Raw genomic sequence first — 26133 nt, 5'->3', positions numbered from 1 at the left:
AAGATCGTCTGACCCCCTGTACAGCACCCCCGCCGGGGCGTACCATCGTCCGCCCGCGCGCGGCGGTTCACCCCGCGGTCGGCGTCTCGGGCCGGCGCTCCGCACGGTTCTCGGGCTCGCCCTCGAGCAGCGAGCGCGACAGCAGCGTCGCCCCCGCCACGGCGGCCGGCATCGTGGCCACGGCGCCCAGCGGCACGAGGAAGCACAGCTGCGTGGCCACGCCGAATCCCAGCACCCGCGCCCGATGGCGGCGCCGCAGCACGCGACGCCGGCGCCCCGTGAGGCCCCGAGCGGCCAGTGCGCGCGAGGCGAGCTCATCGGCGAGCAGCCACCCGGTGAGCAGCACCGCCGTCGTGCCGCCCACCAGCCCGCCGACCACCGGAAGGAGGCCGAGGAGGGCCGCCGCCAGGGCGATGACGAGGCCTCGCGCCACCAGCGACAGGCCGTCGCCGAGCGCCCGCCAGAAGCCGTACGAGGAGTCGGCCGGCGGATCGCCCAGGTCGGTCTCGACCGCCCGCCAGATGCGGTCGTAGAAGGGCTCGCCCAGGAAGAGGGTCAGCGCGGTGAACGAGATCGCGACGAGCATGAGCGCCGCCACCACCACCGCGGTGCCGGCCGTGAACCGTGCGACGTCCTCCCACGGCGCCGGCCAGTCCTCGGCGAACGGTGTGAGCGCCGTCGCGATGCCTGGAAGGGTGAAGCCGAGGGCGACGAAGCCCGCTACGACGATCAGGCCCGCGATCGCCGCCGGGATCAGTCCGAGCGCCATGACCGCGGGGCGGCGCCGCCAGAAGGCGAACCCGCCGCCCAGCATCCCCGCTCCCCGGAAGAACTCGCGCATCCGCCCAGACTAGAGGCCGCGCTCCCCCGCGCCGCGGTCAGGCTTCAGAGGTGATGCGCTCGTCGGTGATGAACAGGCCGTTGCTCGTGTTCGCCGACAGCGACAGCGACTCGGCCCACTCGCGGTTGATCTGCGGCGGCCGCGAGCCGTCGTACTTGAACCGGATGGGGATGCCGTTGTCGATCCAGATGACATTGCGACCCGACCCCTCACCGGGGCCGATCTGCCACGAGATGAAGAACGACTCCTTGCGCCGCAGCTTCAGCCCGATGATCACCTGCAGATGAGCGAGCACTCGATCTGAGAGCTCGAATCGCTGACCGTCGTAGAACAAAGTCCCCACGAGGCACCTCCTTCGACATCACCCTAGACCGCAGGCAGGTCGCGGCCCGGCATCCAGATGTCAAGGGGGTCTGCAATCGCACGGCCGTGGCGTAACTTCGCTCGCATGACCACCCCCCAGGCGGTGACCCGCACGTCCGTCGTCGTCGACGGCGTGCGCTTCGACCTGGCCCCCGGTCAGGACATCGCTGCGATCAAGGCCGATATGGAGCTCGCCGTGCGCGGCGCCGCCGCCTTCGTCGACTTCGCCCTCGTCGACAACCGGCGCGTCGAGGCGCTGATCACCCCGACCAGTCAGATCGCCTTCTGCACCGAGACCTTCGGCCCCGACGCGCAGCGGCGGGCGGGCGAGGCGCTCGAAGACGTCGCGCTGACGAACCTTTTCGGCGGCACGCTCGACGACTTCTGACGCCGGGGCTGCGCCACGCGTCACCGCTCGGCGGCGTCGTCGGTGAGGTCGATGACCTGATCGCGCCCCGGTTCGGCGTGCTCGGGCAGGCCGGGCGGCCGGTCATCGGGGCGGCGATGCGCCGTGGACTCGGCAGAGCCGTGCTCGACGACGTCGACGACCACCGAGTCCCATTCGTAGACACGGGTGCCCGCCGGCGGATGCTGAGCGGTGATGTAGAACAGGCCCGGCCACGCCAGGGCCGCGATGGGAGGGCCGTCGGGATCGCGGCCGGCCAGCGCCACCCCCGCCGCCCCCGCGACGTCGCGCCCGATGTGGAACGGCATCCCCACGACATCGGGGACCGTCACCCGCAGAGCGAACCGGTCGACCATGCCACGCAGGTTACGCCGCCGGCGGCCGCCCGGCCAGAGCCGCACGCGCGCGGCGGTCGTGCGATCTTGACAAACGAACTGAGTGTACTCATTATTGAGAGCAATCGTTCTTCATCACTCGAGGACCCTCACCCCATGCGTGCCTTCGTCATCGACGCCTACAAGAAGCCCCTACACGAGGCCGCCGTCTCCGAGACCGCGGTCGGCGACGACGACGTGCTGATCGCCGTCGCCGCGGCGGGGGTGAACGGTCTGGACGAGAGGATCCGCACCGGCGCGTTCGCCGCGTTCCTGCGCTACCGGTTCCCGCTGACGCTCGGGCACGACGTGGCCGGCACCGTGCTGAGCGTCGGCGCACAGGTCACCTCCTTCGCGCCCGGCGACGTCGTGTACGCGCGGCCCCGCGATCACCGCATCGGCACGTTCGCCGAGCGGATCGCCGTCGACCAGGCCGACGTGGCGTTCGCGCCGACCTCGGTGGGGGTGGCCGAGGCGGCATCGCTGCCGCTGGTCGCGCTGACCGCATGGCAGGCGCTCGTCGAGCGCGGCAAGGTGACCGCGGGTCAGAAGGTGCTCATCCACGGCGGGGCCGGCGGCGTGGGCTCGATCGCCATCCAACTCGCCAGACACCTCGGCGCCCACGTGGCGACCACCGTGTCGGGCGCCGATGTGGACTTCGTTCGGGAGCTCGGCGCCGACATCGCCCTCGACTACCGCACGCAAGACTTCGCGGCAGAGCTATCGGACTACGACCTCGTTCTCGACAGCGTGGGCGCCGAGAACCTCGAGAGATCCATCCAGGTGCTGCGTCGGGGCGGCACGGCCATCGGGATCTCGGGCCCTCCCACGCCCGCTTTCGCGCGGCAGATCGGGCTCAACCCGGCACTGCGACTCATCTTCGGCGCGCTCAGCCGCACGGTGCGCGCGCGGGCGAAGAAGCGCGGCGTGACCTACGAGTTCCTGTTCATGCGCCCCGATGGTGCGCAACTGCGCACCATCGCCGATCTCGTGGATGCCGGGGCTCTCCGCCCCGTCGTCGGCGCGACCTTCCCGTTCGACCAGGCCCCCGAAGCCCTTGCGGCGGCGCGCACGCGCAGCGTGCGGGGGAAGACGGTGCTGCTCGGCGCCTGAACCGCCCCCGCGCCGACCGGCCGGCCTCCCTCCCTCCCTCCCGATCCGAAAGGACGATCCCATGGGCATTCCCACCCCTGAGCCCCCCATCACCTCCTACGCCCACGCCCCCGCCAAGACCCTCACGGTCGACGGCGACACCTTCGCCTACCGCGAGCTCGGCCCGCGGGAGGAGATCCCGGTCGTCTTCTTCGTGCACTTGGCGGCGACGCTCGACAACTGGGACCCGCGCATCATCGACGCGATCGCCCAGACCCGGCATGTCATCACGTTCGACCAGCTCGGCGTCGGCGCCTCCAGCGGCCGCGTCCCCGCGACGCTCGAGCAGGCCGCGCACGACGCCCACCGCTTCATCACGCGCGGTCTCGGCCTGCGCCGGATCGACATCTTCTCGTTCTCGATGGGCGGCATGATCGCGCAGGATCTGACGATCGCCCATCCCGAGCTGGTGCGTTCGCTCGTTCTGACCGGCACCGGCCCGCGCGGCGGGAGAGACATGGACAAGGTCGTCGGCGTCACGTACGGCGACATCGTTCGCGCCGTGCTCACTCGCTCCGACCCCAAGGAGTTCCTGTTCTTCAACCGCGACCAGGTGGGCAAGCGAGCCGGCAAGGCGTTCGTCGAGCGCCTCAAGGAGCGCACGATCGACCGCGACCGGCCCATCGGCACGACCGCGTTCCGCACCCAGCTGAAGGCGATCCAGCGCTTCGGCCGCTCCGCCCCGTCCAACCTCTCGGCGATCACCGCACCCACTCTCATCGCCAACGGCGACAACGACCGCATGGTGCCCAGCGTGCTCTCCGAAGACCTGCACCGGCGCATCAGCGGCTCCGAGCTGATCATCTACCCGAACTCGGGTCACGGGGCGATCTTCCAGTACGTCGAGGCCTTCGCCCCGGTCGCGGCGGCATTCCTGAACGACGCCCGCAGCCGGGCCTGAATCGCTACGCGCGCGGGCCGACGGCGAGGATGGCCTCGACCTGCGCGCGCACCATGGCGACGATGTCGGCCACGCCGACCTCCGCGGTGGGGGCGGATGCCATCGTCACGAGGAGCCCGGCCGAGATCACGCGGGCCAGCACCGCGGCATCCGCCTCGCTCCGACCGGCGCGCGTGGCGATCAACTCGGCGAGGGTCTGCTCGCTCTCGGCGACGACGCGCAGCGCCTCGGCGTGGTGGGGTTCCCCCGCGTCGCCGAAGACCATCTCGCGCAGGTAGGTGCGTCCGTTGTCGACGTGGGTGCGATTGCACGCCACGATCGGGGTCACGAGCGCGAGTACACCCTCGACGGCGCCGGAGGCCTTCTCGGCCGCTGCCCGACCCTCGATGAGCGCCCGCGCATAGTGCGCGTTCTGCACGAGCAGCAGAAGCTCTCCCTTGGTCTTCGCGTAGAGGAAGAGCGTGCCGGTGCCGATGTCGGCGGCATCGGCGATCTCCTGCGTGGTGACGTCGTCGACGCCGCGCTCGGCGAACAGCGCTCCGGCGGCAGCGACGATGCGCTCCAACTTGGCCTGCTTGTTCCGCTCGCGGCGGCCGGCCGGGGGCGATGCCAGCGTCATCTTCCATCCTCCCGGAATACTTAGTGAGTTCCCTCGGTTATGAGCGTAGTCACTACATGCGGAGGGCGTCCATCCAGTGTCCCATCCGCACCTCGGTGATCACCCGTCCGACGACACAAGGAATGCGTTCACGATGACCCTCTCCGCCCTCTGGCAGCCCCTCTCCCTCGGCCGCCTCGAGTTGCCCCACCGCCTGGCACTGGCACCCATGACCCGCAACCGCGCGGATGCCGACGGCACTCCGGGCGACCTCATGGTCGAGTACTACGGGCAGCGGGCCGGGCTGGGACTGCTCATCACCGAGGGAACCCAGCCCTCCGCCGACGGATAGGGATATCTGAACACCCCCGGCATCCACACCGCGGCGCACGTCGCCGGATGGCGCGCCGTCGCCGACGAGGTGCACGCCCGCGGCGGGCACCTCTACATCCAGCTCATGCACGCGGGCCGCGTCTCGCACCCCGACAACACCCCGCATCACCGTCGTCCGGTGGCACCGTCGGAGATCGCGGCGGGCCAGGACATGTTCACGCCGACCGGGCCGCAGCCGATGCCCGTCCCCCGCGCGCTCGCGACCGACGAGATCGCCGATGTCGTCGCCGAGTTCCGCCACGCTGCCGCGGCGGCCATCGCCGCCGGCGCCGACGGTGTGGAGATCCACGCCGCCAACGGCTACCTGCTGCACCAGTTCCTCTCCCCCAACGCCAACGAGCGCACCGACGCGTACGGCGGGTCGGTCGAGAACCGATCGCGGTTCGTCGTCGAGGTGGCTGCAGCGGTGGCCGATGAGATCGGGGCCGACCGCGCCGGCATCCGCATCTCGCCCGCCTTCCCCCTCGGCGGGATCGATGAGGGCCCGCGCGAGAACGTGCACGCGCAGTATCTCGACCTCGTCGGTCGACTCGCACCGCTCAGCCTGGCTTACCTCCACGTTCACCACCTCGGCGACGATGAGCTGCTCCGCGCGATGCGGGAGGCCTGGCCGACCGCGGTGCTGGTCGTGCGCTACGGCCGCACGCGAGAGCAGATCGCCGACGACATCGACGCGGGCCTTGCCGACCTCGCCCCGCTCGGCCGGTTCGCGCTCGCCAACCCCGATGTCGTCGAACGTCTGCGCACCGGCGCTGCGCTCAACGAGCTCGACCCCGACACGCTGTACGCCGGCGGCGCGCGCGGCTACGTCGACTACCCCGTGCTCGCCGGCGCCTGACCCCCGATAGAAAAGGAAGATTCATCATGACCTCACTCACGGGAGCCGTCGTCCTCGTCACGGGCGCCAACGGCGGCATCGGCACGCAGTTCGTCCATGCGGCACTTGAGCGCGGCGCCGCCAAGGTGTACGCCACCGCACGCACCCCGCGCGCATGGGACGACGAGCGGATCGTGCCGTTGCAACTCGATGTGACCGATGCCGCCTCCATCGCGGAGGTCGTCGCGGCCGCACCGGATGTCACGATCCTCATCAACAACGCGGGCGCCTCGCCGTCGACCTTCGGCATCCTCGACCACACCGACGAAGAGATCCGCAGCAACATCGAGACCAACTTCGTCGGGCCGCTCCTGCTCGCACGCGCCTACGCGCCGATCCTGTCGGCGCGGGGCGGTGAGACGGCGATCATCGACATCCACTCCGCGATGGCCTGGTTCGCGGTGGGCGGTATCTACTCGGCGACGAAGGCCGCGCTGTGGTCGGCGACCAACTCCCTGCGACTCGAACTGCACCCGGCCGGAGTGCAGGTCGTCGGAGTGCACGTGGGCTGGGTCGACACAGCGATGGCTGCCGCAGCCGACGGCACGAAGCTCGACCCGGCGCTGCTGGTGGCGCGCGTGCTCGACGGCACCGAGGCCGGCGCCCACGAGGTGCTCGCCGATGACACGTCCGTGCACCTGAAGTCGGCGCTGTCCGCTCCGCTCGAGACGCTCTGCCCGCAGCTGGCGGGCTGACCGCACGTGGATCGAGTCCGTCCCGCGATCACCTGGACGCGGGACGGACTCGACGCTTCCGCCGACAGCGTCAGCCGGCACCCACCAGGCTGGTGACCAGCCGCACGGAAAGTGCCAGCACCGCGACGAGTCCGATGACCCCCATGGCGTTCTGCCACCACTTGTTGCGCATCGAGCCCATGAGGCTGCGGCGGTTGGCCATGATGATGATCAGCGCCGCCAGGATCGGCGCGACGAGCACGGTCAGCGCCTGTGCCAGCACGATGAGCTGCACGGGCGAGCTCTGGAAGATGAGCGTGATCGTGATGCCGAACGCGAGGATGAAGCCGCTCGTGAGGCGCGCGGTGATCGTGTCGGCGGAGGGGCCGCGACCGAGCGCATCCGACAGCATGGTGCCGCCCGCGATCGCGTTGGGGATCATCGAGGAGAACGCCGCGCCGAAGAAGCCGAGCGCGAAGATGAAGCCGCCGACCGGTCCGGCGAGCGGCTCGAAGATCGCGGCCAGACCGACGATGTTCGCGGCCGCCTGGCCGGTGGCGCCGAGCACCGCAGCGGCGACGATGATCACGAGCGAGGTCATGATGCCGGGTGCGATGATGCCCGGGATCGTGTCGACCATCGTGATGTCGCGGTAGTCGGCTTCGGTGCGGCCGCGGGCCTTGGTGCCGTACGAGGTGTAGAACGCGGCGTTGATCGAGAAGTTCGTGCCCACGAGCGCGACGATGAGCAGCCAGGAGCCGTCGGGAGCCGTCGGCAGGAGGCCCGCGCCGGCAGCCACCCAGTCGGGGTTGGCGATGAAGGCGCTCACGACGAAGCAGCAGGCCATGAGCGCGACGATGGCGATCAGGATCTTCTCGACGACGTTGTAGATGCGGCGGATGAACAGCACCGCGGCCACGGCGAGCGTGCACAGGATCGTCCACATGATCGGGGACGAGCCGGGGATGAGCATCGACAGCCCGAGCCCCGAGCCGACCGCGTTGCCGACCGAGAAGCACAGCGTGATGAGGAAGACTCCGATGCCGGCGATGACGCCGACCGGCCTGCCCAGGTGCTCCTTGATGGAGGCGATGAGCGAGACCGGCGACTTGATGCCGAGGCGCACGCTCATGTCGGTGAGGAAGATCATCAAAATCGTGGAGACGACGATGACCCAGATGAGCGCGTACTGGAAGGCGCTCCCCGCCTGAACGGCGGTGGTGAGGTTTCCGGGGCCGAACTGCCACGCGCCGGCGACGAAGGCCGGCCCGATCAGGGTGAGCTGCTGCCAGAACGTGCGACGCTGCCGCTTGGACTCCACGATGGTCCTCACGGTACTCGTGGAGATGCGGCCGTGCCCGGTGCCGGGCGTTGCGGGGGGACGAGACGTGATGCGCTCGCTCATGGCGAGGCCTCCTTCTTCGGAGAGCGGCGAGGCCGCGGTGGTCTTCATTGACTCGGGTGCCGCGAACGGCGCGGACGTGAGAGTCCGGGTGGTGCGGGTGGCGGCCGCGACCGGCGACCGCCACCCGATCCGGTCACGCCGGAACGGTCACGGCGCCGATGTCGGCGGTGGCGAAGGCCGCCGCGATCTCAGCCTCGGCCCCGTCGGGGAGCGGCAGCAGCGGCGTGCGCACCGTCGCGTGATCCAGGATGCCGCGGTTGACGAGGCCCCACTTGAGAGCGACGGTCCCCTCCATGTGCGAGCCGCGGTGGTACACGTTCTTGGTCACCGGCAGCAGCCGCTCGTGGATCGCGTGGGCGCGCGGGTAGTCCTGGGCCTTGCCCGCCTCGATGAGCTCGACGAGCATCTCGGGGGCGATGTTGCCGTATCCGACCAGCAGACCGTCGACGTCGAACATCGTCGGCAGCAGGTACTCGTCGTGGCACGACAGCACCTGCAGCTCGGGGTAGGCGGCGCGCAGGGCGGGGATCTCGGTGTACCACCGGCGCATGTTGCGCACGCCGTTCTTCGTGGCGAACACGCCGTCCTGACCGGCGATCTCGAGCTGCGTGTCGAGGTCGTACGTCGCCTTGGTGTTGTCGGGGTACTGGAAGAGGATCAGCGGAAGCCCGGACTCGTCATAGATCTCCTGGTAGCGGGTCTGGGGTGCCCCCTTCTGGTAGCCGAAGCGCAGCCACCCGTGCGAGGGGTAGACGAGGCCGGCCGACGCGCCCGCCTCGACGGCCTTCTTGGCCTCGAGCGCGGCGGTCTTGTTGCCTTCCTTGGTGATGCCGGCCACCACCGGCACACGGCCGTCGGTCGAGTCGACGAACGCGCGGATGACGTCGAGCTGCTCCTCGTCGGTGAGGAACGTGCCTTCGCCGGCGTGGCCGAGGACGACCAGGCTCTTGACGCCGTCGATCGAGCCGAGCCAGGAGCCCAGTCGCTGGATGGCGGCGTAATCCACATCGCCGTCTTCGGTGAACGGAGTGACAGGTGCGGGGCTGAGTCCGCGGAGATCGAGAGACATTCGTTGTCCTTCTGGTCGTGCTCTTCGAGCGGTGAGAACGTTCGCGGGAACGTTTGCAGGAACGATCGCAAGTATGCGAGCGGAGATGGGATGATGTCAAGAGGCGATCTGCAATCGTTCCCGCATCCGCAGCTCAGAGAGGGCCGCATGTACCCCGAGCAGTCCGAGCGACACGTCGTGACACTGCGCGATGTCGCGCAGGCGGCGGGCGTGAGCATCTCGACGGCCAGCCGCATCCTCGACGACCGCACGCCGCCCTCCCGATCGCAGACCGCTCAAAAAGTTCGGGAGGCCGCAGACACCCTCGGGTATCGGCGGAACCTGTTCGCGTCGAACCTGCGGCGCGGGGCGACGGCGACGATCGGCGTGCTGGTGCCGCGACTGACCGACGCGGTGATGGCGCTCATGTTCGAGGCGGTCGAGCGCACCGCCAGACGTCAGGGCTACTTCGCCGTCGTGGCCACCTGCGGCGACGACCCGCACGAGGAGCGGCGCGCCACCGAGACGCTGCTGGATCGCAACGTGGACGGACTGATCCTGGCCACCGCCCGACTCGACGACGAACTGCCGGCATCACTGCGCGCCCGCAGTATCCCGCACGCCCTGGTGCTGCGCACCGACCGCATCAGCCCCTCGTCGCTCGGCGACGACGAGGCGGGCGGCTATCTCGCGGCACGCCATCTCATCGATCTCGGCCACCGCGATATCGCCATCGTGACGGGCCCCTGGTTCACCTCGAGCGGGCAGGACCGCCAGCACGGCGCCGAGCGCGCACTGCGCGAAGCCGGCATCACGCCGCGGGCGGGACGCATCGTCTCGACGGGGTACGGGGTCGACGACGGCCTGACCGCGGGGCGGCAGCTGCTCGACTCCGCCGACCGCCCCACGGCGATCTTCGCGGCGAACGACAACCTGGCGATCGGTGTCGTCAGCGCCGCCCGCACGCTCGGCATCCTTCCCGGCGACGACCTGTCGATCGTGGGCTACAACGACATCCCGTTGGTCTCGCAGCTGCCCACGCCGCTCACGAGCGTGCACACGCCTTTCGATCAGATCGCCGCGGCCGCGATGGAGCTGCTGACCGCGCCCCCGGGTTCCGAGGGGGCGATGCGCAGCGCCCTCCCGACGCTGATCCCCCGCGCGTCGACCGCACCCCCGCGGGTGTGACCCGCACCTACAGCAGCACGTCGCCGCGGATGCAGACGGTGCTGGCGCCGCCGACCCAGACGGTGTCGCCGTCGGGCACGACGGCGATCTCGCCGGCTCGCGCCAGGCGCGTGCCCTGCGAGACGGTGTACGACTGCGACACGTGACCCGAGCCGAGGAGCCACTGCCCCACGCCGGCGTTCATGCTGCCGCACACCGGGTCTTCGGGCACGCCGACCCCCGGGGCGAAGGTGCGCATCTCGAAGTCGTGCTCCGAGCCCGCCGGGTAGGGTCCGATCGCTCCGATCATGGCATCCGGAATCTGCGCGAGGTCGGGCTCGAGTGCCAGCACGTCGGCCGCCGAAGGCAGGCGCAGCACCGCCCAGCCCGGGCCGTTGTCGACCCACTGGTGGTCGAGCACGGTGGCGGGGTCGATGCCCAGGGCGCGCGTGAAGACGTCGAGCTCGTGCGCCTCGAGGGCGCCGGTCTTGATCATCGGCGGCGCCGCGAAGGCGAGGCGGGAGCCGTCGCGGCGCACCCGCACCAACCCCGCCCCGCACTGCTGCACGATGACGTCGGGGTCTCGCGGGGCACCGCCCGCGTCGAGCCAGGCGTGCGCCGAGCCGAGCGTCGGGTGGCCGGCGAACGGCAGCTCGCCTCCGGGGGTGAAGATCCGCACACGGTAGTCGGCCGCGGGATCGGTCGGAGGCAGCAGGAACGTCGTCTCGGAGAGGTTGGTCCACCGCGCGAACTGCGCCATCGCGTCGTCGCTGATGTCGGTGCCGTCGACGACGACCGCGAGGGGGTTGCCGCAGTAGGGCGCGCTCGAGAAGACGTCCACCTGCACGAAGGGACGATGCCGGGTCATGGGGGTCTCCTTCCACCGCATCCATCGTACGAAGGACGCCGGCGACACCGCCCGGGTCTAATACTCGCCGCTCAGCTCAGGGCGTCGCACTCGCCGATCAGGCGGGCCCCACGAGCAGGTACAGAGCAGTCGCCGCGGTCAGCGTGAGCACGACTCGATCGAACATCCGCTGGCTCAGCCGCCCGGCGAGCTTCCAGCCGACCAGACCGCCGACGATCACCGCCGGCACCAGCAGAAGATCGATCCAGAGCACGGGCGGGGACAGCAGACCGAGCCCCGCGACGATAGGCAGTTTCGCGATGTTGACGATCGCGAAGAACCACGCCGCGGTTCCGAGGAAGGCGCGCACGTCGAAGCGCGCGGCCAGGAAGTACAACGACATCACCGGCCCGCCCGCATTGGCGACCATGGTCGTGAAGCCGCCCAGCGCGCCGTACCCGATCCGGGCGGCGCGTCCTGCGCTCGGACGCGCCGGCGAGCGGCGCAGCATCAGGGTGATGACGACGAGGCTCAGGAGGACCGCGCCGATGCCCCGTCGCACCAGTTGGTCATCCCCCAGTGCGAGAAACAGCGCTCCGAGCGCGATCCCGACGGCGACGGCGGGCGCCAGGCGCACCAGCGTGTTCCAGTCCGCGTGGCGCCGATACAGCGCCAGCGCCATCATGTCGCCCACGATGAGCAGCACCAGCAGCGCCGCGGTGGACGACCGCGCGGGCAGCACAGCGGCGAACACGACCACGGCGAGCGTCGCCGAACCCGGAAGGGCGGTCTTCGACAGGCCGACGACCAGGGCTCCGGCGATCAGCAGAGCCCAGGCGTGCGCCGGGAGGTCGGTCACGATGCCGGTTGCCGGCGCGGACCCGTCACACGCTCACGGGGACGGCGTCGAGGTGTCGACGAGCCGCGTCGATCGCCAGCCGCGCGTGCTCTTTGGGCCCCACCTGCGCCACCAGCATGGCACGCGGGATCTCGAGCGCGTAGGGGATGCCTTCGGGCAGCGCCGCCAGGATGCCGTGCATGTCGAGGCCTCCTTCCCCGGGGAAGAGCCGCTCGAACCGCGCGGTGTGGATCAGCTCGCTCGTCGTGGTCGGGATCTCTGCGGGAGCATCGCAGACATGCGCGTAGTGGAACCACTCGGGCGGCAGGTCGCGCAGCGCCTCGATGCTCGAGCCCGATCGGGCGAAGTGGAGCAGATCGATCAGCAGGCCGGCGTTGGGCTGGGCCGCACCACGCAGCACGCGCACCGCCTCGGTGAGGTTGGGTGTCTCCGTCCACGAGGGGAACTCCAGGTCGATGCTCAAGCCGAGCGGCGCCGCCAGCTGGCACAGCTCCGCGAAGCGATCGGTCTTGCGCGCGAAATCGGCATCGGGCAGCTGGGTGATGACGTGGCGCGCGCCCAGCTCGGCACCGGCTTCGAGGAAGCGGAGGTAATCGCGGGGGTTGTCTCCTGAGGTCATGCGGGCCAGTTCGATGTCGAGGACCTCCACGCCCGTGGCGGCGAGGTGCGTCTTCGTCGCGCGCATCAGTGCGGGGTCGGAGGCGAGGGGGTAGTGCGGCTCCTGCGTCGTGACCTTCGTCATCCGCAGTCCGACGTATCGGTACCCCGCCGAGGCGGCCGCGTCGACGAGTTCCGGGGGCGTCAGGCTCAGCGCCGTCAGGTGCGCAAGCGAATACTCGCGGCGGTTGTCGGCGTCACCGGCCGACGGCCGGGCTCCCAGCGTGCGCATGCGCTGGCGGCGGTGCGCGGCCATCCGCAGCGGGATGCTGCGCGGATCGCCGTATCCGTCGTAGCCGTCGATGCGCTGCACGATCTCGAAGAAGATCCGCGCGCCGACCATCTCTGTGAACAGATGCAGGAAGACGCCTTCGGCGTCGCGGTGGTACAGAATCGAGTGCTCGCGCAGCGTCGCGACGAACTCGGCGGACAGATCGAGACGCGCCTCCAGATCGTCGTAATAGTTGTCGGGGATCCTGAGGATCGGAGCACCTCTGTCTCGCAGCGCCCGCGCGCAAGCGACCGCGTCATCCGTCGAGAACGCGATGCACTGCGGACTCGAGACCGCCGGAGCCCAGTCCCCGCGTCTCAGCGGTGTGGTGTTGAGGACCACCCGCACCCGCTCGTCCCGGTCCCGAGCCGACCACGTGCGGACCAGCCCGAACGGAGCGGTGATGTCCTGCGACGTGCCGTCGACGAGCCCGAGAACGGTGCGGAAGAACAGGGTCGACTGGTCGAAATGGTCGATGACCTCCGTCATGGCCACGTGGTCGATCTCCCGCACGAGGGGCGGCGGTGCCAGCACCTCCTCATCCCGCTCGAAGTCCGTCTCCCAGGTCTGCTCTGCGTCGGGTTCGCAGAAGAACAGGGCCACGCCGCCCGGAGTCGCCACGGAGGCGAGGTCGAGCTCGCGGGGCCCTCGCGGCCGTGCGAGTCGCGACGCCAGCAGGCTCTCGGCACGGCGCAGCGACCCGGCCGGGTCGGCACTGGCGACGCCCATCGCGCTGATGGAGGCCGTCGCCGGCGACACGGAACGCTCCGGTCCGAAGTTCAGGAGCACGCGCGCATCCGCCTGCTCCCACAGCTGGACGGGCTTGGAGCGGTGCTGACCGGTCTGAGCGAAGCCGAGCGCCCGCAGCGAGCGGGCCACGAGCGGCCCGGACACCTCGTCGACCGCCAGCTCGACGAACGCCAGGCCCGCCAGTGCGGGAGCCGACGGAAGGTCGCGCGGAGTGGGCGTGCGCGCGGCAGGAGCGTCACCACGACTCACCGCCTCGGCGAGAACGCGGATGGAGCGCATCGCGTCGGTCGCGGTGTGACGCGGGTCCTCCTGCTGATAGACGTCATTGAAGACTTCGAGCGCGATCGGGCCGTCGTAGCCGCCTGCCCGCAGCCGCCCGACGAAACCGCCGACCTCCAGCGAGCCCTGACCGGGGAACAATCGGTGGTGCAGGCTCCACTCGAGCACGTCGATCCCCGGCCGGGGTGCATCTGCCAGTTGGACGTGGAAGACCTTGTCCACGGGAATGCCCTCGATCGCTGCGGCGCGGTTCTCTCGGGAGAGGACGTGGAAACTGTCGAGGCACAGCCCCAGCGCCAGATGACCCACCCGTTCGACGACTCGCCACGCCTCGTCATGGGTGCGCACGCGCCCCCAGGGAACCGCCTCGTAGGCGAGCCGGATCCCGCGTGCATGCGCTCGCTCTGCGAGCGCGTGCAGCTGGTCGGCGGCGCGCTCGTCGTCGTCCACCCCCTCCGCCGTCTTCGTGGAGCAGCACACCAGCACCCGTGCACCGAGCTCACCGAGAAGGTCGAGCTTTCGCTCGGCTCTGTGCACATGCCTCGCGAAGGCCTCCGTGGGCACCGTCTCGACGTGGAACGGCTGGTACACCTCCACGGCCAGACCGAGATCGGATGCCTCGCTCGCCACCTTCGACGGCGACCACGACGACATCAGCAGGTCGTACTCGAGCAGTTCGACCCCCGCGAATCCGGCCTCGGCGGCGGCGTGCAGCTTGTCCTCCAGTGTTCCGGACAAGCAGACCGTCGAGATGAGGACGTCGCGCGGTCGCCGGTAAGCGTTCATGATCGGGGCCTGGATCTCTGCCGGTCACTGGGTGGCGACGTGCTCGATCTTCTCGCCCGGCGAGTAGATGTCGAGGATGTTCCAATGGCCTGACGTCGGAGTGGGCACGTTCACCATCGAGACGTCGATCACGACCGGCCCGCCGTGGGCGATGGCCCGCTCCAGTGCGGGCTTGAACTCCGAGGCGGCTTCGATCTTGATGCCGGTGATGCCGTAGGCGTCCGCGATCTTCGCGAAGTCCGTGTACATCGGGTCGTCGGCGGTGCCGAACACCGTCCCATAGGTGGTGTCGAAGGCGGCCTTCTCGAGTCCGGCGATCGTGCCGAAGGCGTTGTTGTTCATCACGACCCACACCACCGACACGTTCTCCTCGCGGGCCGTCGCAAGCACTGCGGGGTTCTGACCGAAGCCGCCGTCACCCACGAGGGACACCACGACGCGATCGGGCCGGCCCATCTTCGCTCCGATCGCAGCCGGCGCGCCGAACCCCATGGTCGCGAATCCGCCGGGCGTGAGGAAGGTGCCGGGAGTCAGGATGTCGAACTGCTGACCTACGCCGTTCTTGTTCCAGCCGACGTCGGTCGTGATGATCGCGTCGGCGGGAAGCACCTCACGGGCCTCGCAGAGGATGCGCTCGGGGCGCATCGGCCACGCATCCGAGTTCTGGGCGTCGATGTTGCCGCTCTTGACGGCGGCGCGATGGGCGGCGATCTGCTCGAGCAGCGCGGGCCGTTGCACTCCTTCCGGAGCCAGTCGTCGAGCCACGCGGGTGAGCACCCTGAGCGCCGACTTCAGGTCTGCGAGGGCGCCGACCTCCAGCGGGTAGTTGCGCCCCAGCTCCGACGGATCGATGTCGATCTGCATGAGCTTGGTGGCGGGGATGTCGAAGGTGTACTCCGCGTACCACGAGCTCGAATCCGCTTCCGCGAACCGCGTGCCCAGGGCGAGGATCCAATCGGCGGTCCGCGTGGACTCGTTCGTGTACGCCGTGCCCCAGAATCCGGTCATGCCGAGCACGAGTGGGCTGTCGTCGGGAATGGCCCCCTTGCCCATGAGACTGTGCGCGATGGGGAGGGAGAGAAGCTCCGCGAACTCGGCGAGTTCCGGCGCCGCGTCGGCGCCGACGATGCCGCCACCGACATAGAGCACGGGGCGCTGTGCCTCGAGGAGGTTCTGGACGATGCGCTCTGCCACGGCTTCGTCGAGGCTCGGCTTCGCGAGAGAGCGCGTGTTGCCGATGACCCGATCGAAGGACGCGACGTCGACCTCGGCGGAGAAGACATTCATCGGCACATCCACGAGCACCGGGCCGGGCCGCCCGCTCGCCGCGAGCGTGAAGGCCTTGTCGAGGATCTCCGCGACGAGGTGCGGCTGATCGACGCGCCACGCACGCTTCACGAACGGACGGTAGATCTCGTACTGCGCCGCGTCGGCGTGGAGGTTGATCTCCTGGTGCGGGTGCTTGCCGTAGTAGTGGGTCGGCACGTCGCCGGCGATCACGACCATGGGGATGGAATCGAGCGCCGCGTTCGCGACGCCGGTCGTCGCGTTGGTGAGGCCGGGCCCGAGGTGGGTCAGCACGACCGCGGTCTCCCCGGTGGCGCGCGCATACCCGTCGGCGGCGTGCGCCGCGATCTGCTCGTGCCGCACGTTGACGAAGGAGATCTGCTCGCTCTTCTCGAGGGCTGCCAGCAGTGCGATGTTCGTGTGGCCGCACAGCCCGAAGATGTGCGTCACCTCGCGCGATTCGAGATAGCGCGTGATCTGGTTGGAGACGAGATCCTTCACTGTGTCCTTCTTTCGTCGTTGCGGGGGACCGATCTGAGGTCCGGGCCGGTGTACGTGTAGCCGAGCGACTTCGGCAGGGGGCCTTTGATGCGGCCGCCCTGGGCCATCTGCTCGCTCGCATGGGCGAGGATGCCGACGGAACGCGCGAGGATGAACACCCCGCGGCCCAGCACCGGCGGCAGGCCGAGTTCGCAGTAGATGACGGCTGTCACGCCGTCGACGTTCATCGGTATCGGCGCAGGCCGGCCCGCGCTGAGGGCCTCCCCCACCGCTCGCCCGATGGCGGCGAAGCGCCCATCGACGACGCCGTCGGCGGCAGCCTCCTCGACCAGCGCGAGAAGCCTCGGCGTCCGCGGGTCGAGCGGATGGAAGCGATGGCCGAAACCCGGCACGTAGCGCAGGCCGGCGTCCCGATGACGTTGCAGCACCCGGGCGACCGACGAGGAGAGCGAGCCTGTCGCGCTCATGTCTTCGTCGATCTCGAGATACAGCTCCATGCACTGCTGTCCCGGTCCTCCGTGGATGTCGTCGAGCACGTTGATCGCCGATGCCATCGCACTGTTGACCGGTGAGCCGCACGTCGTCGCCATCCGCGCGATGGCGATCGACGGCGCCTGCGGCCCGTGGTCCACGGACGCCACCATCGCCGCCTCGAGGAGCGCGGCCTGCGCGGGCGACGGCAACTCGCCTCGGAGCATCAGCCAGATCGTCTCGACGAAGCTCACCGTGCCGATGAGTTCTTGGATCGGATAACCGCGCAGCGCGATCTCACCGGGGCGGATGTCGATGATGTCGGTCTGCCACCACTGCCGCGCCTCTGCGACGAGCTCTTCGGCACGGAGAGCGCGCGACCCGCCACCGTCGGTCTGGTCGCTCATGAGACGGGGGCCGCCGTCGGGTCGACGACTTCGAATGCCGGATCGTAGAACTCGCCGAACAGCTCCTCATCGGAAGGGCGGTCCTCGGGAATCGTGCGCGAGACCCAGGTCGTGTTCAGGTAGTGGCGAAGCGAGACGTTCTCGGAGGTGATGTTGCCGCCCCACGTTCCGCAGCCCATGGAGGACGTCATCGGCATGCCATTGGTGAACGAGCCGGCGTTGGCCTTGGAGTTGGGCTGACGCACCATGATCCGCGAGACCGGCATGCGCTGGGCGAAGTAGTCGATGTGCGCGTCATCGGTGGATGCGATTCCGCACGAGTGCCCCTTGCCACCGATCTCGTAGAGCCGCTGAGCGACCTCCACTCCATCTTCGAAGGTGCCGGAGTAGGCGTGAACAGCCATCAGCGTGGTCAGCTTCTCTTTGCAGAACTGGTGGTCTTCGCCGATCCCGTCGCCCTCGACGACGATGAAGCGGCGGTCGGCCGGAATTTCGAAACCGGCGGCACGGGCCAGCGCCTGCGGCGACACGGCGACGGTGTCCGCCAGCCGGTGTCCCTCGTCATCCCACATCACCGACTGCAGCGCGGCCCGCTGCTCCGCGTCGGCGAGAAAGGCCCCCTCTCGCTCGAGCGCCGCGAGCATGGCCGAGTACAGCGAATCAGGAACCAGGACGTTGCCATCCGCAGAGCACCCGGAGCCGAAGTCCGAGGTCTTGGAGAGCATGCAGTTGCGCGCCGTCTCGTCCAGATCGGCGGTCTCATCGACGAACTCCGTCGCATTGCCCGCTCCCACACCGTAAGCGGGGGTTCCGGAGCTGTATGCCGCGCGCACCAGTCCCTGACCGCCCGTCGCGATCACGAGGTCGGACCTGCGCATGATCTCCTGCGAGGCGGCGAGGCTCGGATGCGTGATGCATTGCAGGATGTCAGCGGGTGCGCCTTCGGCTTCAAGGGCGTCGCGCATGAGGCGCACGGTCTCGAACGTGGTGTGCTTCGAGCGGGGATGCGGCGAGAAGACGACGACATCGCGCGCCTTGATCGCGTAGATCGCGTTGCCCGCCGGAGTCAGGTCGGGGTTGGTCGTCGGCACGACGCATCCGATGATGCCGACGGGCTTGCCGTACTTCACGAGGCCGCGCTCGCGATCCTCCTCGATGATGCCCACCGACGGGCTGCGCAGCGCGTCACGGAGGACTCCGCGGATCTTCATCCGCTTGTTCATCCGGCTCGCGAAATCTCCCAGCCCGGATTCCTCGATTCCCATGTCGACGAGACGGTGGAAGGAGGAGCGGTTCGCGACGGCCCACGCGACGGCGCGGATGAGACGGTCAACGCGCTCCTGGTCGTAGGTTTCGATGATCTTCAGTGCCGCGCGGGCGCGCGCGAACACGTCTTCCAGTTCGGCTTCCTGCTCGCTCGAGAGCGATCTCGGTGATGCGGTCATGACAACTCCGTCCATGGGCGATGACGCCGATGGCCGCATGCTATGCACACGCCGACACCGGTCACAACGCGCGTCCCACTGGGCAGAAACGCTCCCCCGATGCCCGTCTCCGCGGAGATGCGAGCGGTGTCCCATTCGGCGAGACTCGACTTTGCAGTCCCCGTTTTGGAGACCAGAGTTCCAGGGGTGGCGCCCGCGTGGGCGCAGCGCCGCTGGACCGACAAGGAGATCGGCAATGCAGCCAGACACGTCGATGGTGACGTCATGACGGACGGGCCACGGGAGTTCGACCAGCCGGAGGATCCGGCACCTTCGCACCCCGACGCGAAATCAGCAGCAGTGCCGCCCGAGATCGAGAACTCGATCTTTCCGGCGACGAAGACGTTCTTCACGACGCCGAAACTCAATGAGGGCGTGCCGGCCGATCCCGGGTTCATCCGGGTGCTCTCGGCCATCGAGATCACCGTCGCCGTGACGCTCTTCGCCTTCATCATCATCGGTGTGATGTATCAGGTGCTCGGCCGCTACTTTCCCGCCGTCAGCTGGGTGGGGGCGGGCGAGTTGGCGCTGCTCTCGATGATCGCGCTCACCTTCACCACGGCCGGCTACCTCGTCGGGCGCAACGGGCACATCGTGCTCGAGATCTTCGACGAGATGCTCGCCGGCACCCGCTGGTTCGCGGCGCTGCGCATCGTGTCCGCCGTCATCATGGTGCTCACGTGTGTCGCCCTCGCGTATGAGGCCTGGGTCAAGGTCGACGCGGAGTGGGGGCGGCTCAGCGCCGCGATGCACGTCCCGATGGGTGTGCTCTACATCTTCGCCCTCGTCGGCTTCCTCTCCGCCGCGGTGCACTCGGCTTTCAAGATCCCCTACGCCGGCCGCCCTGAACGCAAACTCGACATCGGCGAAATGGACATCTGACCCGTGGAACTGTGGCTCTACATCCTGCTGTTCGTCGTCTTCCTCCTCCTGCGCGTGCCCGTGGCCTTCGCGATGATCGCGTCGAGCATGCTGTACTTCTACAGCCACGGGCTGTCGGCGGGCTACGCGCTGTCCTCCATGGTGAACGGGATCAACAGCTTTCCTCTGCTGGCCGTCCCCCTGTTCATCTTCGTCGGCAGCATCGCCAACAACCTGGGTATCGCGACCCGGCTCTACGACCTCGCTCGCGCCCTCCTTCCCCGTCTTCCGGGCAACTTGGCCTACGTGAACCTCGGGACCGCGATCGGATTCTCGTGGATCAGCGGTTCCGCACTGGCCGACGCCGCGTCGACGAGCAAGGTGCAGATTCCGCAGATGCTGAAGGCCGGCTACCCCTACGGCTTCTCCGCGGGTCTGACCGCCTCGGGCTCGCTCATGAGCACCGTGATGCCCCCCAGCATCCCGGCCGTCCTCTTCGCCGCGACCGCGTCGATCTCGACCGGCGCCTTGTTCGCGGGCTCGATCATCCCCGCGATGCTGATGGCCGTGGGCCTCGCCTCGTACATCTTCTTCTGGGTGCGCCGTCACCCGGATGTGGCGGGGAGCCGCCCCTTCGACGGCGGGATGCTCGGGCGCGCAGCGCTTCGCGTGATCGGTCCGGCGCTGCTGCCCGTCATCATCCTCGGCGGGATCTTCAGCGGCTGGTTCACCCCCACCGAGAGCGCGGGCATCGCGTCCGTCTACATGCTCGCTCTGGGTCTGGTCTACCGCACGCTCAACTGGCGCGTCTTCTGGAAGTCCGCGAAGGAGACGGTCGTCATCTCCGGTGGCATCCTGCTCATCCTCGGCGCCTCCAACCTCATGGGTCAGGTGCTGGCACGCGAGCAGGTGACGCGCCACCTCGGCGAATGGCTCACGGGCATCACCGACAACCCGATCGTGTTCCTGCTGCTGCTGAACGTCCTGCTGATCCTGCTGGGCATTCCCCTCGAGGCGGCGCCGGTCATCCTCGTGCTCGTGCCGATCCTCATGCCGATCATCGGTCAGTACGACATCGAGCCGGTGCAGCTCGGCGTGATCATGATCCTCAACCTGATGATCGGATCGCTCACTCCACCGGTCGGGGCCGTGCTGTTCGTCGTGGGCTCGATCACCCGACGCCCGATGGGAGAGCTGTTCCGCGGCATCCTGCCCTTCCTAATCCCGCTCGGCATCGTGCTTCTGCTGCTCACGCTCTTCCCCGTCATCGTCACGGCTCTGCCGACGATGCTCGGGCTGATGTAGCGCTCCGCCGATCGCGAAAGGACGGCCGGTGCACAGACACCTGTCGGTGCTGAACGGGCCGAATCTCAACATGCTGGGGTTGCGTGAACCCGAGCTGTACGGGAGCACGACGCTCGAGCACATCGCAGCCGACTGCACGCGGATGGGGACGGAGCTCGGCTTCGACGTCTTCTTCGGCCAGACCAACGCCGAGCACGAACTCGTGGAATGGGTGCATGACGCGTTCCGTCGAGACGCATCCGTGGTGATCAATCCCGCCGCGTACAGTTTCGGTTCGGTCGCCCTCCTCGATGCCCTGCGCATGCTCAGGACGCCCATCGTCGAGGTGCACATCACGAACATCCAGGCCCGCGACGCCGTGCATCAGCACTCCCTGATCTCGACCGTGTCGCGGGCCGTCATCGCCGGAGCGGGCGCCTACGGCTACGAGCTCGCCATCCGCGTGGTGGACCGGGTCCTCCGCGAAGGTCGGGTCTGACGCCCGCAGGCGCCGGCGGACCGGATGTTCCATTCGTCGGGACATCGCTGTCCTCGCGTGTCGAAGTCGGTCAGAGTCGGCACTGTCAGAATGCTGCAGCGTGGGCACCGTCGATGATGTGGACCGGTCACGGTTCGGAGAGTCTTCGATCACGATGCAGCCGCACGCACCTTGTCCAGCACCTCGCACGAAGACGTGCGCATGAAAGAGGAGAGTCAAATGGGCACGTCCCGATCGACGCGCCGGGGCCGCTTCGCGGCAGCGACGCTCGCAGCAACAGCCCTCGCCATCACCGGTTGCGCCGGCGGGGCGAGTCCCGAGAGCACGGCAGGCGAGACCGGCGGGGCCAACGAGCCGGTCACTCTCACGGTCGCCACCAGTCAGAACGAGCAGACGCCGAACTACTACTGCGGCGTCCAAGTACTCAAGGAGAAGCTCGAAGCCGCCGACATGGGCTTCACCGTGGATCTGTTCCCGGCGAGCCAGCTCGGCCCCGACGCCGACCGCTTCCCGCTCGTGCAGGCGGGCGACATCGACATCGACCTGCAGGGCGCTTCGGCGCTGAGCTCCACCTACGAGCCGATCGGCGTGATCGACGCGGCCTATGCGTTCGACGATGTCGACCACGCGTTCGAGTGGATCGACGACGGCTCGGAGGACCTGTTCAACGGTTTCCACGACGCCACCGGCGTCCGCGTGGTCGACGGATGGTTCTTCGGGAACCGTACCTTCACCACGAAGGACCTCGAGGTGAAGAGCCCGGAGGATCTGGGCGGCGCACCGATCCGCTTCCCGAACTCTCCCCAGTTCCTCGCGAACGCGCAGGCGCTGGGCGTGAACAACCCGGTGTCGGTCGCCGTCGAAGAGGTGTATTCGGCCCTGCAGCAGGGCATCGCGGTGGGTCAGGAGAACCCGATCGTCGCGACCCATTCGTCGAGCTACGACGAGGTTCTCAACACGGTGATCTTGAACGACCACAACGTGGGCATCCACTGGCTCATCGTCAGCGACAAGACCTACGACAAGATGAATGACGAGCAGGCAGCGAAGCTCGAGGAGACCCTGCACGAGATCCGTCCCGACAACCGCGTGTGCGTGGAAGACGCCACGGACGAGATCCTGGAGGGCTACCGCAGCGACTCCACGTACACGGTGATCGAGAAGGAGGACATCGACATGGATGCCTTCATCAGCCAGGCTGAGGAGTTCTTCAACGATTACTACACGGGCGAGAACCTCGAGGCGTACAAGGCGATCCGCGCACTCGCCGGCTGAGGCACAGAACGTGGAGAGGGGGGTGGGCGCCAACGGCGCTCATCCCCCTCTCCCCGTTCCGCCGAGTTCTGCGGGGCGGTCAGCCGACGCGATCGGCGATGCCGGCCCGATGCGAGAGGGTCGCCGCCGCGGCCCGCACGGCCGTTGCGACGTGATCCACGACGACGTCGGCCGTCGCGCCCGAGACCGAGATCGCGGCGATCGCCTCACCCCCGGCGGCGAGCACCGGGCTCGCCATGCACGAGCGCCCGAGAACGCATTCTTCGCGCTCGGCGGCGACCCCCGCGCCGCGAATGTGCAGCAGCTCCGAGAGCACCGCTGCGGGTTGCGTGATGGTGTGCAGCGTCTGCGCCGGGAGGCCGCCGGAGACGACCGGCTCGACCACCTCGGGGGGCGAGAAGGCGAGAATGGCCTTCCCGACGGCCGTCGCGTGCGCGGGGAGGCGTCCACCGATCCTCGCGTACGGGCGGACGGCGGGCTCACTGCGGACGATCGCGAGGAAGACGACGTCCGCCCCGTCCAGGACAGCGAGCTGCACGGACTGCGCAGTGAGGTCGCGCAGCCCGGTCATGATCGGGTAGGCGAGGTGGCGCAATCGCCGGGGTCGCTCGACGGTCTGCCCGAACTCGAACAGCCTGACCCCGAGGTAGAACGTGTCGCCTTCACGATCGAGCAGGCCCTCCTCCACGAGCTCGCCGGCGATGCGGGACACCGTCGATTTGGGGAGGTTCGCCCGCCGGGCCAGTGCCGAGACACCCATACCCTCATCGTGATCACCGAACGCGTCGAAGACGGCCGTGATGCGGTCCAGTACGCTCACCGAGTCGGTCCACGCGGCTGTTCGCATGGCTCAGGCCGCCGCCGCCAGGCGCCTCGTGAGGTTGGTGCTCGCGGCACGTACGAGTGGCGCGACTCCGTGGGGGTCCAGTCCGTCGCTCGGTCCGGCGAGCGAGAGCGCCCCGAGAACGACCCGGTCGGGCGAGAGCACCGGACTCGCGACCGCCGCGATCCCGGGATACGACGCTTCGATGTCCATGGCGACGACTGCTGAGCGCACGTGAGTGAGTTCGTCGCGGAACTGGCTTGCCGCCCCATCGACGAGGGGAGCGCTGATGCGATTCACGACGCGCTCGTCTGCGCAGAACGCGAGGTACGCCTTGCCGCTGGCGGTGGTCAGCGCGGAGAAGCGCATCCCCGCGCGCGTCGGAAGCATCGGAAGTCGGCCCGGCACTGCGGCGAGGGAGACCATGTCATCTCCCTGCTGGATCCACAGCACGATCCGCTCCCCGGTCGCCTCCCGCAGCGTGCGGATGACCGGTGCAGCGGCGCTGATCAGGCGGCGCGGCAGGCTGGCCCGCGCACCCAGCTCGAACAGGCGCAGTCCGAGCACGACGCCCTCGTCGGCGCGGTCGAGGTAGCGCTGCGCCGTCAGTTCGCTCACGAGACGCGAGACCGTGGATTTCGGGAGGTGGGTGCGAGCGGCGATCTCGGTGATCGACGCGCAGGCTCCCGCCCCTTTGACCGCGTCGAGGATGGCGATGATCCGACCCAGCAGCGATGTGGGCGCCTGCGCGTTCGCGTCGGGTGCGTTCCATTCGGCGAGACTCGTCATCGAGCATCCTCCTCTGCAGGGTTGAATCGGCGTTGACCAACCCCTCGTTCCGAAATGTACTAGTTGGTACGTTTTGATGCAATGCTGTCCCAGCCAGACGGGCGCCGACGCCGGCGTTCGCAGAAGGAGCCCCATGCGAACCGCCGTCGCCACGGTCAGCCTGGGACCCGATGTGCTCGGCGGCCCCGCCGCGCACGAGACGGCAGACCCGGCATGAGCGCCGATGAGAACGGCATCGCACGCGGCGGATCTCGCGCCGGTCATCTCGTCGGACTCATCGGAGAAGGCATCGGCGCCTCGCTCACCCCGGCGCTGCATGAGGTGGAAGCCGCGCACCTCGCCCTCGACTACGAGTACCGGATCCTCGACCTGCTCCGCCTCGGCCGCGCCCCGAACGAGCTCGAGGCGCTGATCGGCGAGCTCATCGCCCAGGGCTACGACGCCGTGAACGTCACGCACCCTTGCAAGCAGATCGCATTCGAACTGGTCGACGAGCTCGACGAGGACGCCCGCCGACTGGGCGCGGTCAACCTCATCCTGCTGCGGCAGGGGCGGACGACCGGATACAACACCGACTGGATGGGCTTCCGGGACGGACTTCTGGCCGGACTCCCCGGGGCGTCGCTGGCCCGCGTCGTGCAGCTGGGCTGCGGGGGCGCCGGAGCGGCCACCGCCTACGCGCTTCTGACGTGCGGAGCTTCCGAGCTCCACCTCGTCGACGTCGACGATCGGCGCTCAGCCGCGCTCGCCGATCACCTGCAGACGCTCTTCCCTGCAGCGCGGGTGCTGTCCTCGCCGTCGCAGGGGGTGGATGCAGCGCTCGTCACGGCGAGCGGGGTCGTTCATGCGACCCCCCTGGGTATGGCCCACCATCCCGGTGTCGCCTTCGACGTCGACATCCTTCGCGACGGGACGTGGGTGTCGGAGGTCGTCTACCGTCCCCTGGCGACCCAGCTGGTCCGAGACGCCGAGCGGCGAGGCCTCCCCGTCTTGAGCGGTGGGCTGATGGCAGTCGGGCAGGCCTTCGCGAGCATGCAGATCATCACCGGCATCCGTCCCGATCGGAAGCGGATGGAGCGACACTTCCGTACGCTCATCGAACATGAGAGCACAGCATTCGGAGCAGCGGGTGGCTGAGGAGTCGACCGCGGGTGCGATGACGCCGCGCGCGGCCCGAAGCCAGGAGGACATCCTCGAAGTCGCGATGGCGGAATTCGCGGCCAACGGCTACGCCGGCGCCCGCGTCGACGAGATCGCCGCGCGAACGCGGACCACCAAGCGGATGCTGTACTACTACTTCGGTTCGAAGGAGGGACTGTATCTGGCGGTCCTCGAGCGCGTATACGCGCAGATCCGTCGGGTCGAGCGCGATATCCGCGTCAGCGAGCTGCCGCCCGATCAGGCCCTGCGAACGATCGCCGTGGCGACATACGACCATCACACGACCCACGAGGCCTTCATCAAGCTCGTGAGCATCGAGAACATCCATCGCGCCGAACACCTGCGCAGATCCGAGACGATCCTCCGCGAGAACGCGACCGCGATCACGCTGCTCGAGGAGGTGATCGCCCGGGGGGTCGGCGCCGGACTCTTCCGCGATGACGTCGATGCCGTCGACGTGCACATGATGATCAGCGCCTACGCGTGCTTCCACGTGGCGAACCGGCACACGTTCGCCGCGATCTTCAATCGGGACATGCTCGCACCGGACCTTCAGGAGTCGCACCGGGCGCTCATCGGCGACATGGTTCTCGCGACCATGACGATGCGCCGCTGAACGACGCCGCCCGGGTCGCATCGTCGC

Annotated in this window: 25 protein-coding genes and 1 pseudogene; 12 read left to right on the top strand and 14 right to left on the bottom strand. The window is 68.9% G+C overall.

The features are described 5' to 3' along the window. Nucleotides 1-67: 67 nt before the first annotated feature. Together N3K63_RS06135 and N3K63_RS06130 are read right to left on the bottom strand one after the other, a co-directional pair. Entirely contained in the window at nucleotides 68-841 is a 774-nt protein-coding gene (locus tag N3K63_RS06135; protein WP_261579128.1) for an EI24 domain-containing protein, read from the bottom strand. 37 nt (nucleotides 842-878) lie between these two features. Next, entirely contained in the window at nucleotides 879-1184 is a 306-nt protein-coding gene (locus tag N3K63_RS06130; protein WP_261579127.1) for a DUF7882 family protein, read from the bottom strand. 105 nt (nucleotides 1185-1289) lie between these two features. Here N3K63_RS06130 and N3K63_RS06125 point away from each other — a divergent pair, with 105 nt between their 5' ends. Further along, nucleotides 1290-1592: a hypothetical protein gene (locus tag N3K63_RS06125; RefSeq protein WP_261579125.1), complete on the top strand. Its 303-nt coding sequence runs from the start codon at nucleotides 1290-1292 to the stop codon at nucleotides 1590-1592. Nucleotides 1593-1612: 20 nt separating this feature from the next. On the opposite strand, the gene N3K63_RS06120 is transcribed toward N3K63_RS06125, so the two are convergent. Then, the gene (locus tag N3K63_RS06120; RefSeq protein ID WP_261579124.1) at nucleotides 1613-1966 is read right to left on the bottom strand and encodes a hypothetical protein; all 354 of its coding nucleotides are present in this window, start codon (nucleotides 1964-1966) and stop codon (nucleotides 1613-1615) included. A 135-nt stretch (nucleotides 1967-2101) separates the two neighbouring features. Between N3K63_RS06120 and N3K63_RS06115 the strand changes: the two genes are divergently transcribed. Continuing rightward, nucleotides 2102-3097: an NADP-dependent oxidoreductase gene (locus tag N3K63_RS06115; RefSeq protein ID WP_261579123.1), complete on the top strand. Its 996-nt coding sequence runs from the start codon at nucleotides 2102-2104 to the stop codon at nucleotides 3095-3097. Nucleotides 3098-3158: 61 nt separating this feature from the next. After that, the gene (locus N3K63_RS06110) at nucleotides 3159-4037 is read left to right on the top strand and encodes an alpha/beta fold hydrolase (protein ID WP_261579122.1); all 879 of its coding nucleotides are present in this window, start codon (nucleotides 3159-3161) and stop codon (nucleotides 4035-4037) included. 4 nt (nucleotides 4038-4041) lie between these two features. On the opposite strand, the gene N3K63_RS06105 is transcribed toward N3K63_RS06110, so the two are convergent. Then, a complete protein-coding gene (locus tag N3K63_RS06105; RefSeq protein ID WP_261579120.1) occupies nucleotides 4042-4656 on the bottom strand; it encodes a TetR/AcrR family transcriptional regulator in 615 nt (204 codons plus the stop codon). A 133-nt stretch (nucleotides 4657-4789) separates the two neighbouring features. Here N3K63_RS06105 and N3K63_RS06100 point away from each other — a divergent pair. Continuing rightward, a pseudogene (locus tag N3K63_RS06100) lies at nucleotides 4790-5866 on the top strand (alkene reductase). Between the two features lie 26 nt (nucleotides 5867-5892). After that, nucleotides 5893-6600 (top strand): SDR family oxidoreductase, encoded by a 708-nt coding sequence (locus N3K63_RS06095; RefSeq protein WP_261579118.1) that lies wholly within the window; start codon nucleotides 5893-5895, stop codon nucleotides 6598-6600. Nucleotides 6601-6670: 70 nt separating this feature from the next. On the opposite strand, the gene N3K63_RS06090 is transcribed toward N3K63_RS06095, so the two are convergent. Further along, nucleotides 6671-7984: an Nramp family divalent metal transporter gene (locus N3K63_RS06090; RefSeq protein ID WP_261579116.1), complete on the bottom strand. Its 1314-nt coding sequence runs from the start codon at nucleotides 7982-7984 to the stop codon at nucleotides 6671-6673. A 133-nt stretch (nucleotides 7985-8117) separates the two neighbouring features. Further along, on the bottom strand, nucleotides 8118-9053 hold the full coding sequence (locus N3K63_RS06085; protein ID WP_261579113.1) for a dihydrodipicolinate synthase family protein: 936 nt from the start codon (nucleotides 9051-9053) through the stop codon (nucleotides 8118-8120). 147 nt (nucleotides 9054-9200) lie between these two features. Here N3K63_RS06085 and N3K63_RS06080 point away from each other — a divergent pair, with 147 nt between their 5' ends. Next, complete coding sequence (locus tag N3K63_RS06080; protein ID WP_261579112.1) at nucleotides 9201-10220, top strand: LacI family DNA-binding transcriptional regulator; 1020 nt, start codon at nucleotides 9201-9203, stop codon at nucleotides 10218-10220. A 7-nt stretch (nucleotides 10221-10227) separates the two neighbouring features. Here N3K63_RS06080 and N3K63_RS06075 read toward each other — a convergent pair whose 3' ends face one another. The 6 genes from N3K63_RS06075 to N3K63_RS06050 all read right to left on the bottom strand — a co-directional run bounded on the left by N3K63_RS06075 (nucleotide 10228) and on the right by N3K63_RS06050 (nucleotide 18759). Further along, the gene (locus N3K63_RS06075; protein WP_261579111.1) at nucleotides 10228-11067 is read right to left on the bottom strand and encodes a PhzF family phenazine biosynthesis protein; all 840 of its coding nucleotides are present in this window, start codon (nucleotides 11065-11067) and stop codon (nucleotides 10228-10230) included. 97 nt (nucleotides 11068-11164) lie between these two features. Continuing rightward, nucleotides 11165-11905, bottom strand: coding sequence for a sulfite exporter TauE/SafE family protein (locus N3K63_RS06070; protein WP_390895083.1), 741 nt, complete (start codon nucleotides 11903-11905; stop codon nucleotides 11165-11167). Between the two features lie 25 nt (nucleotides 11906-11930). Then, entirely contained in the window at nucleotides 11931-14648 is a 2718-nt protein-coding gene (locus N3K63_RS06065; RefSeq protein ID WP_261579110.1) for a TIM barrel protein, read from the bottom strand. 24 nt (nucleotides 14649-14672) lie between these two features. After that, the gene (locus N3K63_RS06060) at nucleotides 14673-16436 is read right to left on the bottom strand and encodes a thiamine pyrophosphate-binding protein (protein WP_261579109.1); all 1764 of its coding nucleotides are present in this window, start codon (nucleotides 16434-16436) and stop codon (nucleotides 14673-14675) included. Next, nucleotides 16433-17314, bottom strand: a complete 882-nt coding sequence (locus tag N3K63_RS06055) for a citryl-CoA lyase (protein ID WP_261579108.1) — start codon at nucleotides 17312-17314, stop codon at nucleotides 16433-16435. The genes N3K63_RS06060 and N3K63_RS06055 overlap by 4 nt, the downstream gene beginning before the upstream one ends. Then, nucleotides 17311-18759: an aldehyde dehydrogenase family protein gene (locus N3K63_RS06050; RefSeq protein WP_261579107.1), complete on the bottom strand. Its 1449-nt coding sequence runs from the start codon at nucleotides 18757-18759 to the stop codon at nucleotides 17311-17313. Before N3K63_RS06050 ends, N3K63_RS06055 begins: the two co-directional genes overlap by 4 nt. Nucleotides 18760-18858: 99 nt before the next feature. On the opposite strand from N3K63_RS06050, the gene N3K63_RS06045 reads away from it, so the two are divergent. From N3K63_RS06045 to dctP, 4 genes are all read left to right on the top strand, one after another. Beyond that, nucleotides 18859-19680: a TRAP transporter small permease gene (locus tag N3K63_RS06045; protein WP_261579105.1), complete on the top strand. Its 822-nt coding sequence runs from the start codon at nucleotides 18859-18861 to the stop codon at nucleotides 19678-19680. Between the two features lie 3 nt (nucleotides 19681-19683). Beyond that, entirely contained in the window at nucleotides 19684-20964 is a 1281-nt protein-coding gene (locus N3K63_RS06040) for a TRAP transporter large permease (RefSeq protein WP_261579104.1), read from the top strand. Between the two features lie 28 nt (nucleotides 20965-20992). Next, entirely contained in the window at nucleotides 20993-21442 is a 450-nt protein-coding gene (locus N3K63_RS06035) for a type II 3-dehydroquinate dehydratase (RefSeq protein WP_261579102.1), read from the top strand. Between the two features lie 219 nt (nucleotides 21443-21661). Beyond that, nucleotides 21662-22717, top strand: coding sequence for a TRAP transporter substrate-binding protein DctP (gene dctP, locus N3K63_RS06030; protein WP_261579100.1), 1056 nt, complete (start codon nucleotides 21662-21664; stop codon nucleotides 22715-22717). Nucleotides 22718-22796: 79 nt separating this feature from the next. On the opposite strand, the gene N3K63_RS06025 is transcribed toward dctP, so the two are convergent. Continuing rightward, nucleotides 22797-23564, bottom strand: a complete 768-nt coding sequence (locus tag N3K63_RS06025) for an IclR family transcriptional regulator (protein ID WP_261579099.1) — start codon at nucleotides 23562-23564, stop codon at nucleotides 22797-22799. Between the two features lie 3 nt (nucleotides 23565-23567). Beyond that, nucleotides 23568-24329, bottom strand: coding sequence for an IclR family transcriptional regulator (locus tag N3K63_RS06020; protein ID WP_261579098.1), 762 nt, complete (start codon nucleotides 24327-24329; stop codon nucleotides 23568-23570). Between the two features lie 213 nt (nucleotides 24330-24542). Between N3K63_RS06020 and N3K63_RS06015 the strand changes: the two genes are divergently transcribed. After that, a complete protein-coding gene (locus tag N3K63_RS06015; RefSeq protein ID WP_261579096.1) occupies nucleotides 24543-25466 on the top strand; it encodes a shikimate dehydrogenase in 924 nt (307 codons plus the stop codon). A 19-nt stretch (nucleotides 25467-25485) separates the two neighbouring features. Further along, on the top strand, nucleotides 25486-26106 hold the full coding sequence (locus N3K63_RS06010) for a TetR/AcrR family transcriptional regulator (RefSeq protein WP_261579095.1): 621 nt from the start codon (nucleotides 25486-25488) through the stop codon (nucleotides 26104-26106). The last annotated feature ends 27 nt before the right edge of the window (nucleotides 26107-26133 follow it).

It is taken from the genome of Microbacterium festucae, assembly GCF_025421715.1.
GTDB classification, from domain to species: Bacteria; Actinomycetota; Actinomycetes; order Actinomycetales; family Microbacteriaceae; genus Microbacterium; species Microbacterium festucae.
Note: the sequence above shows the minus strand (reverse complement) of the source record. Positions and strands in the feature narration are given on the sequence as shown.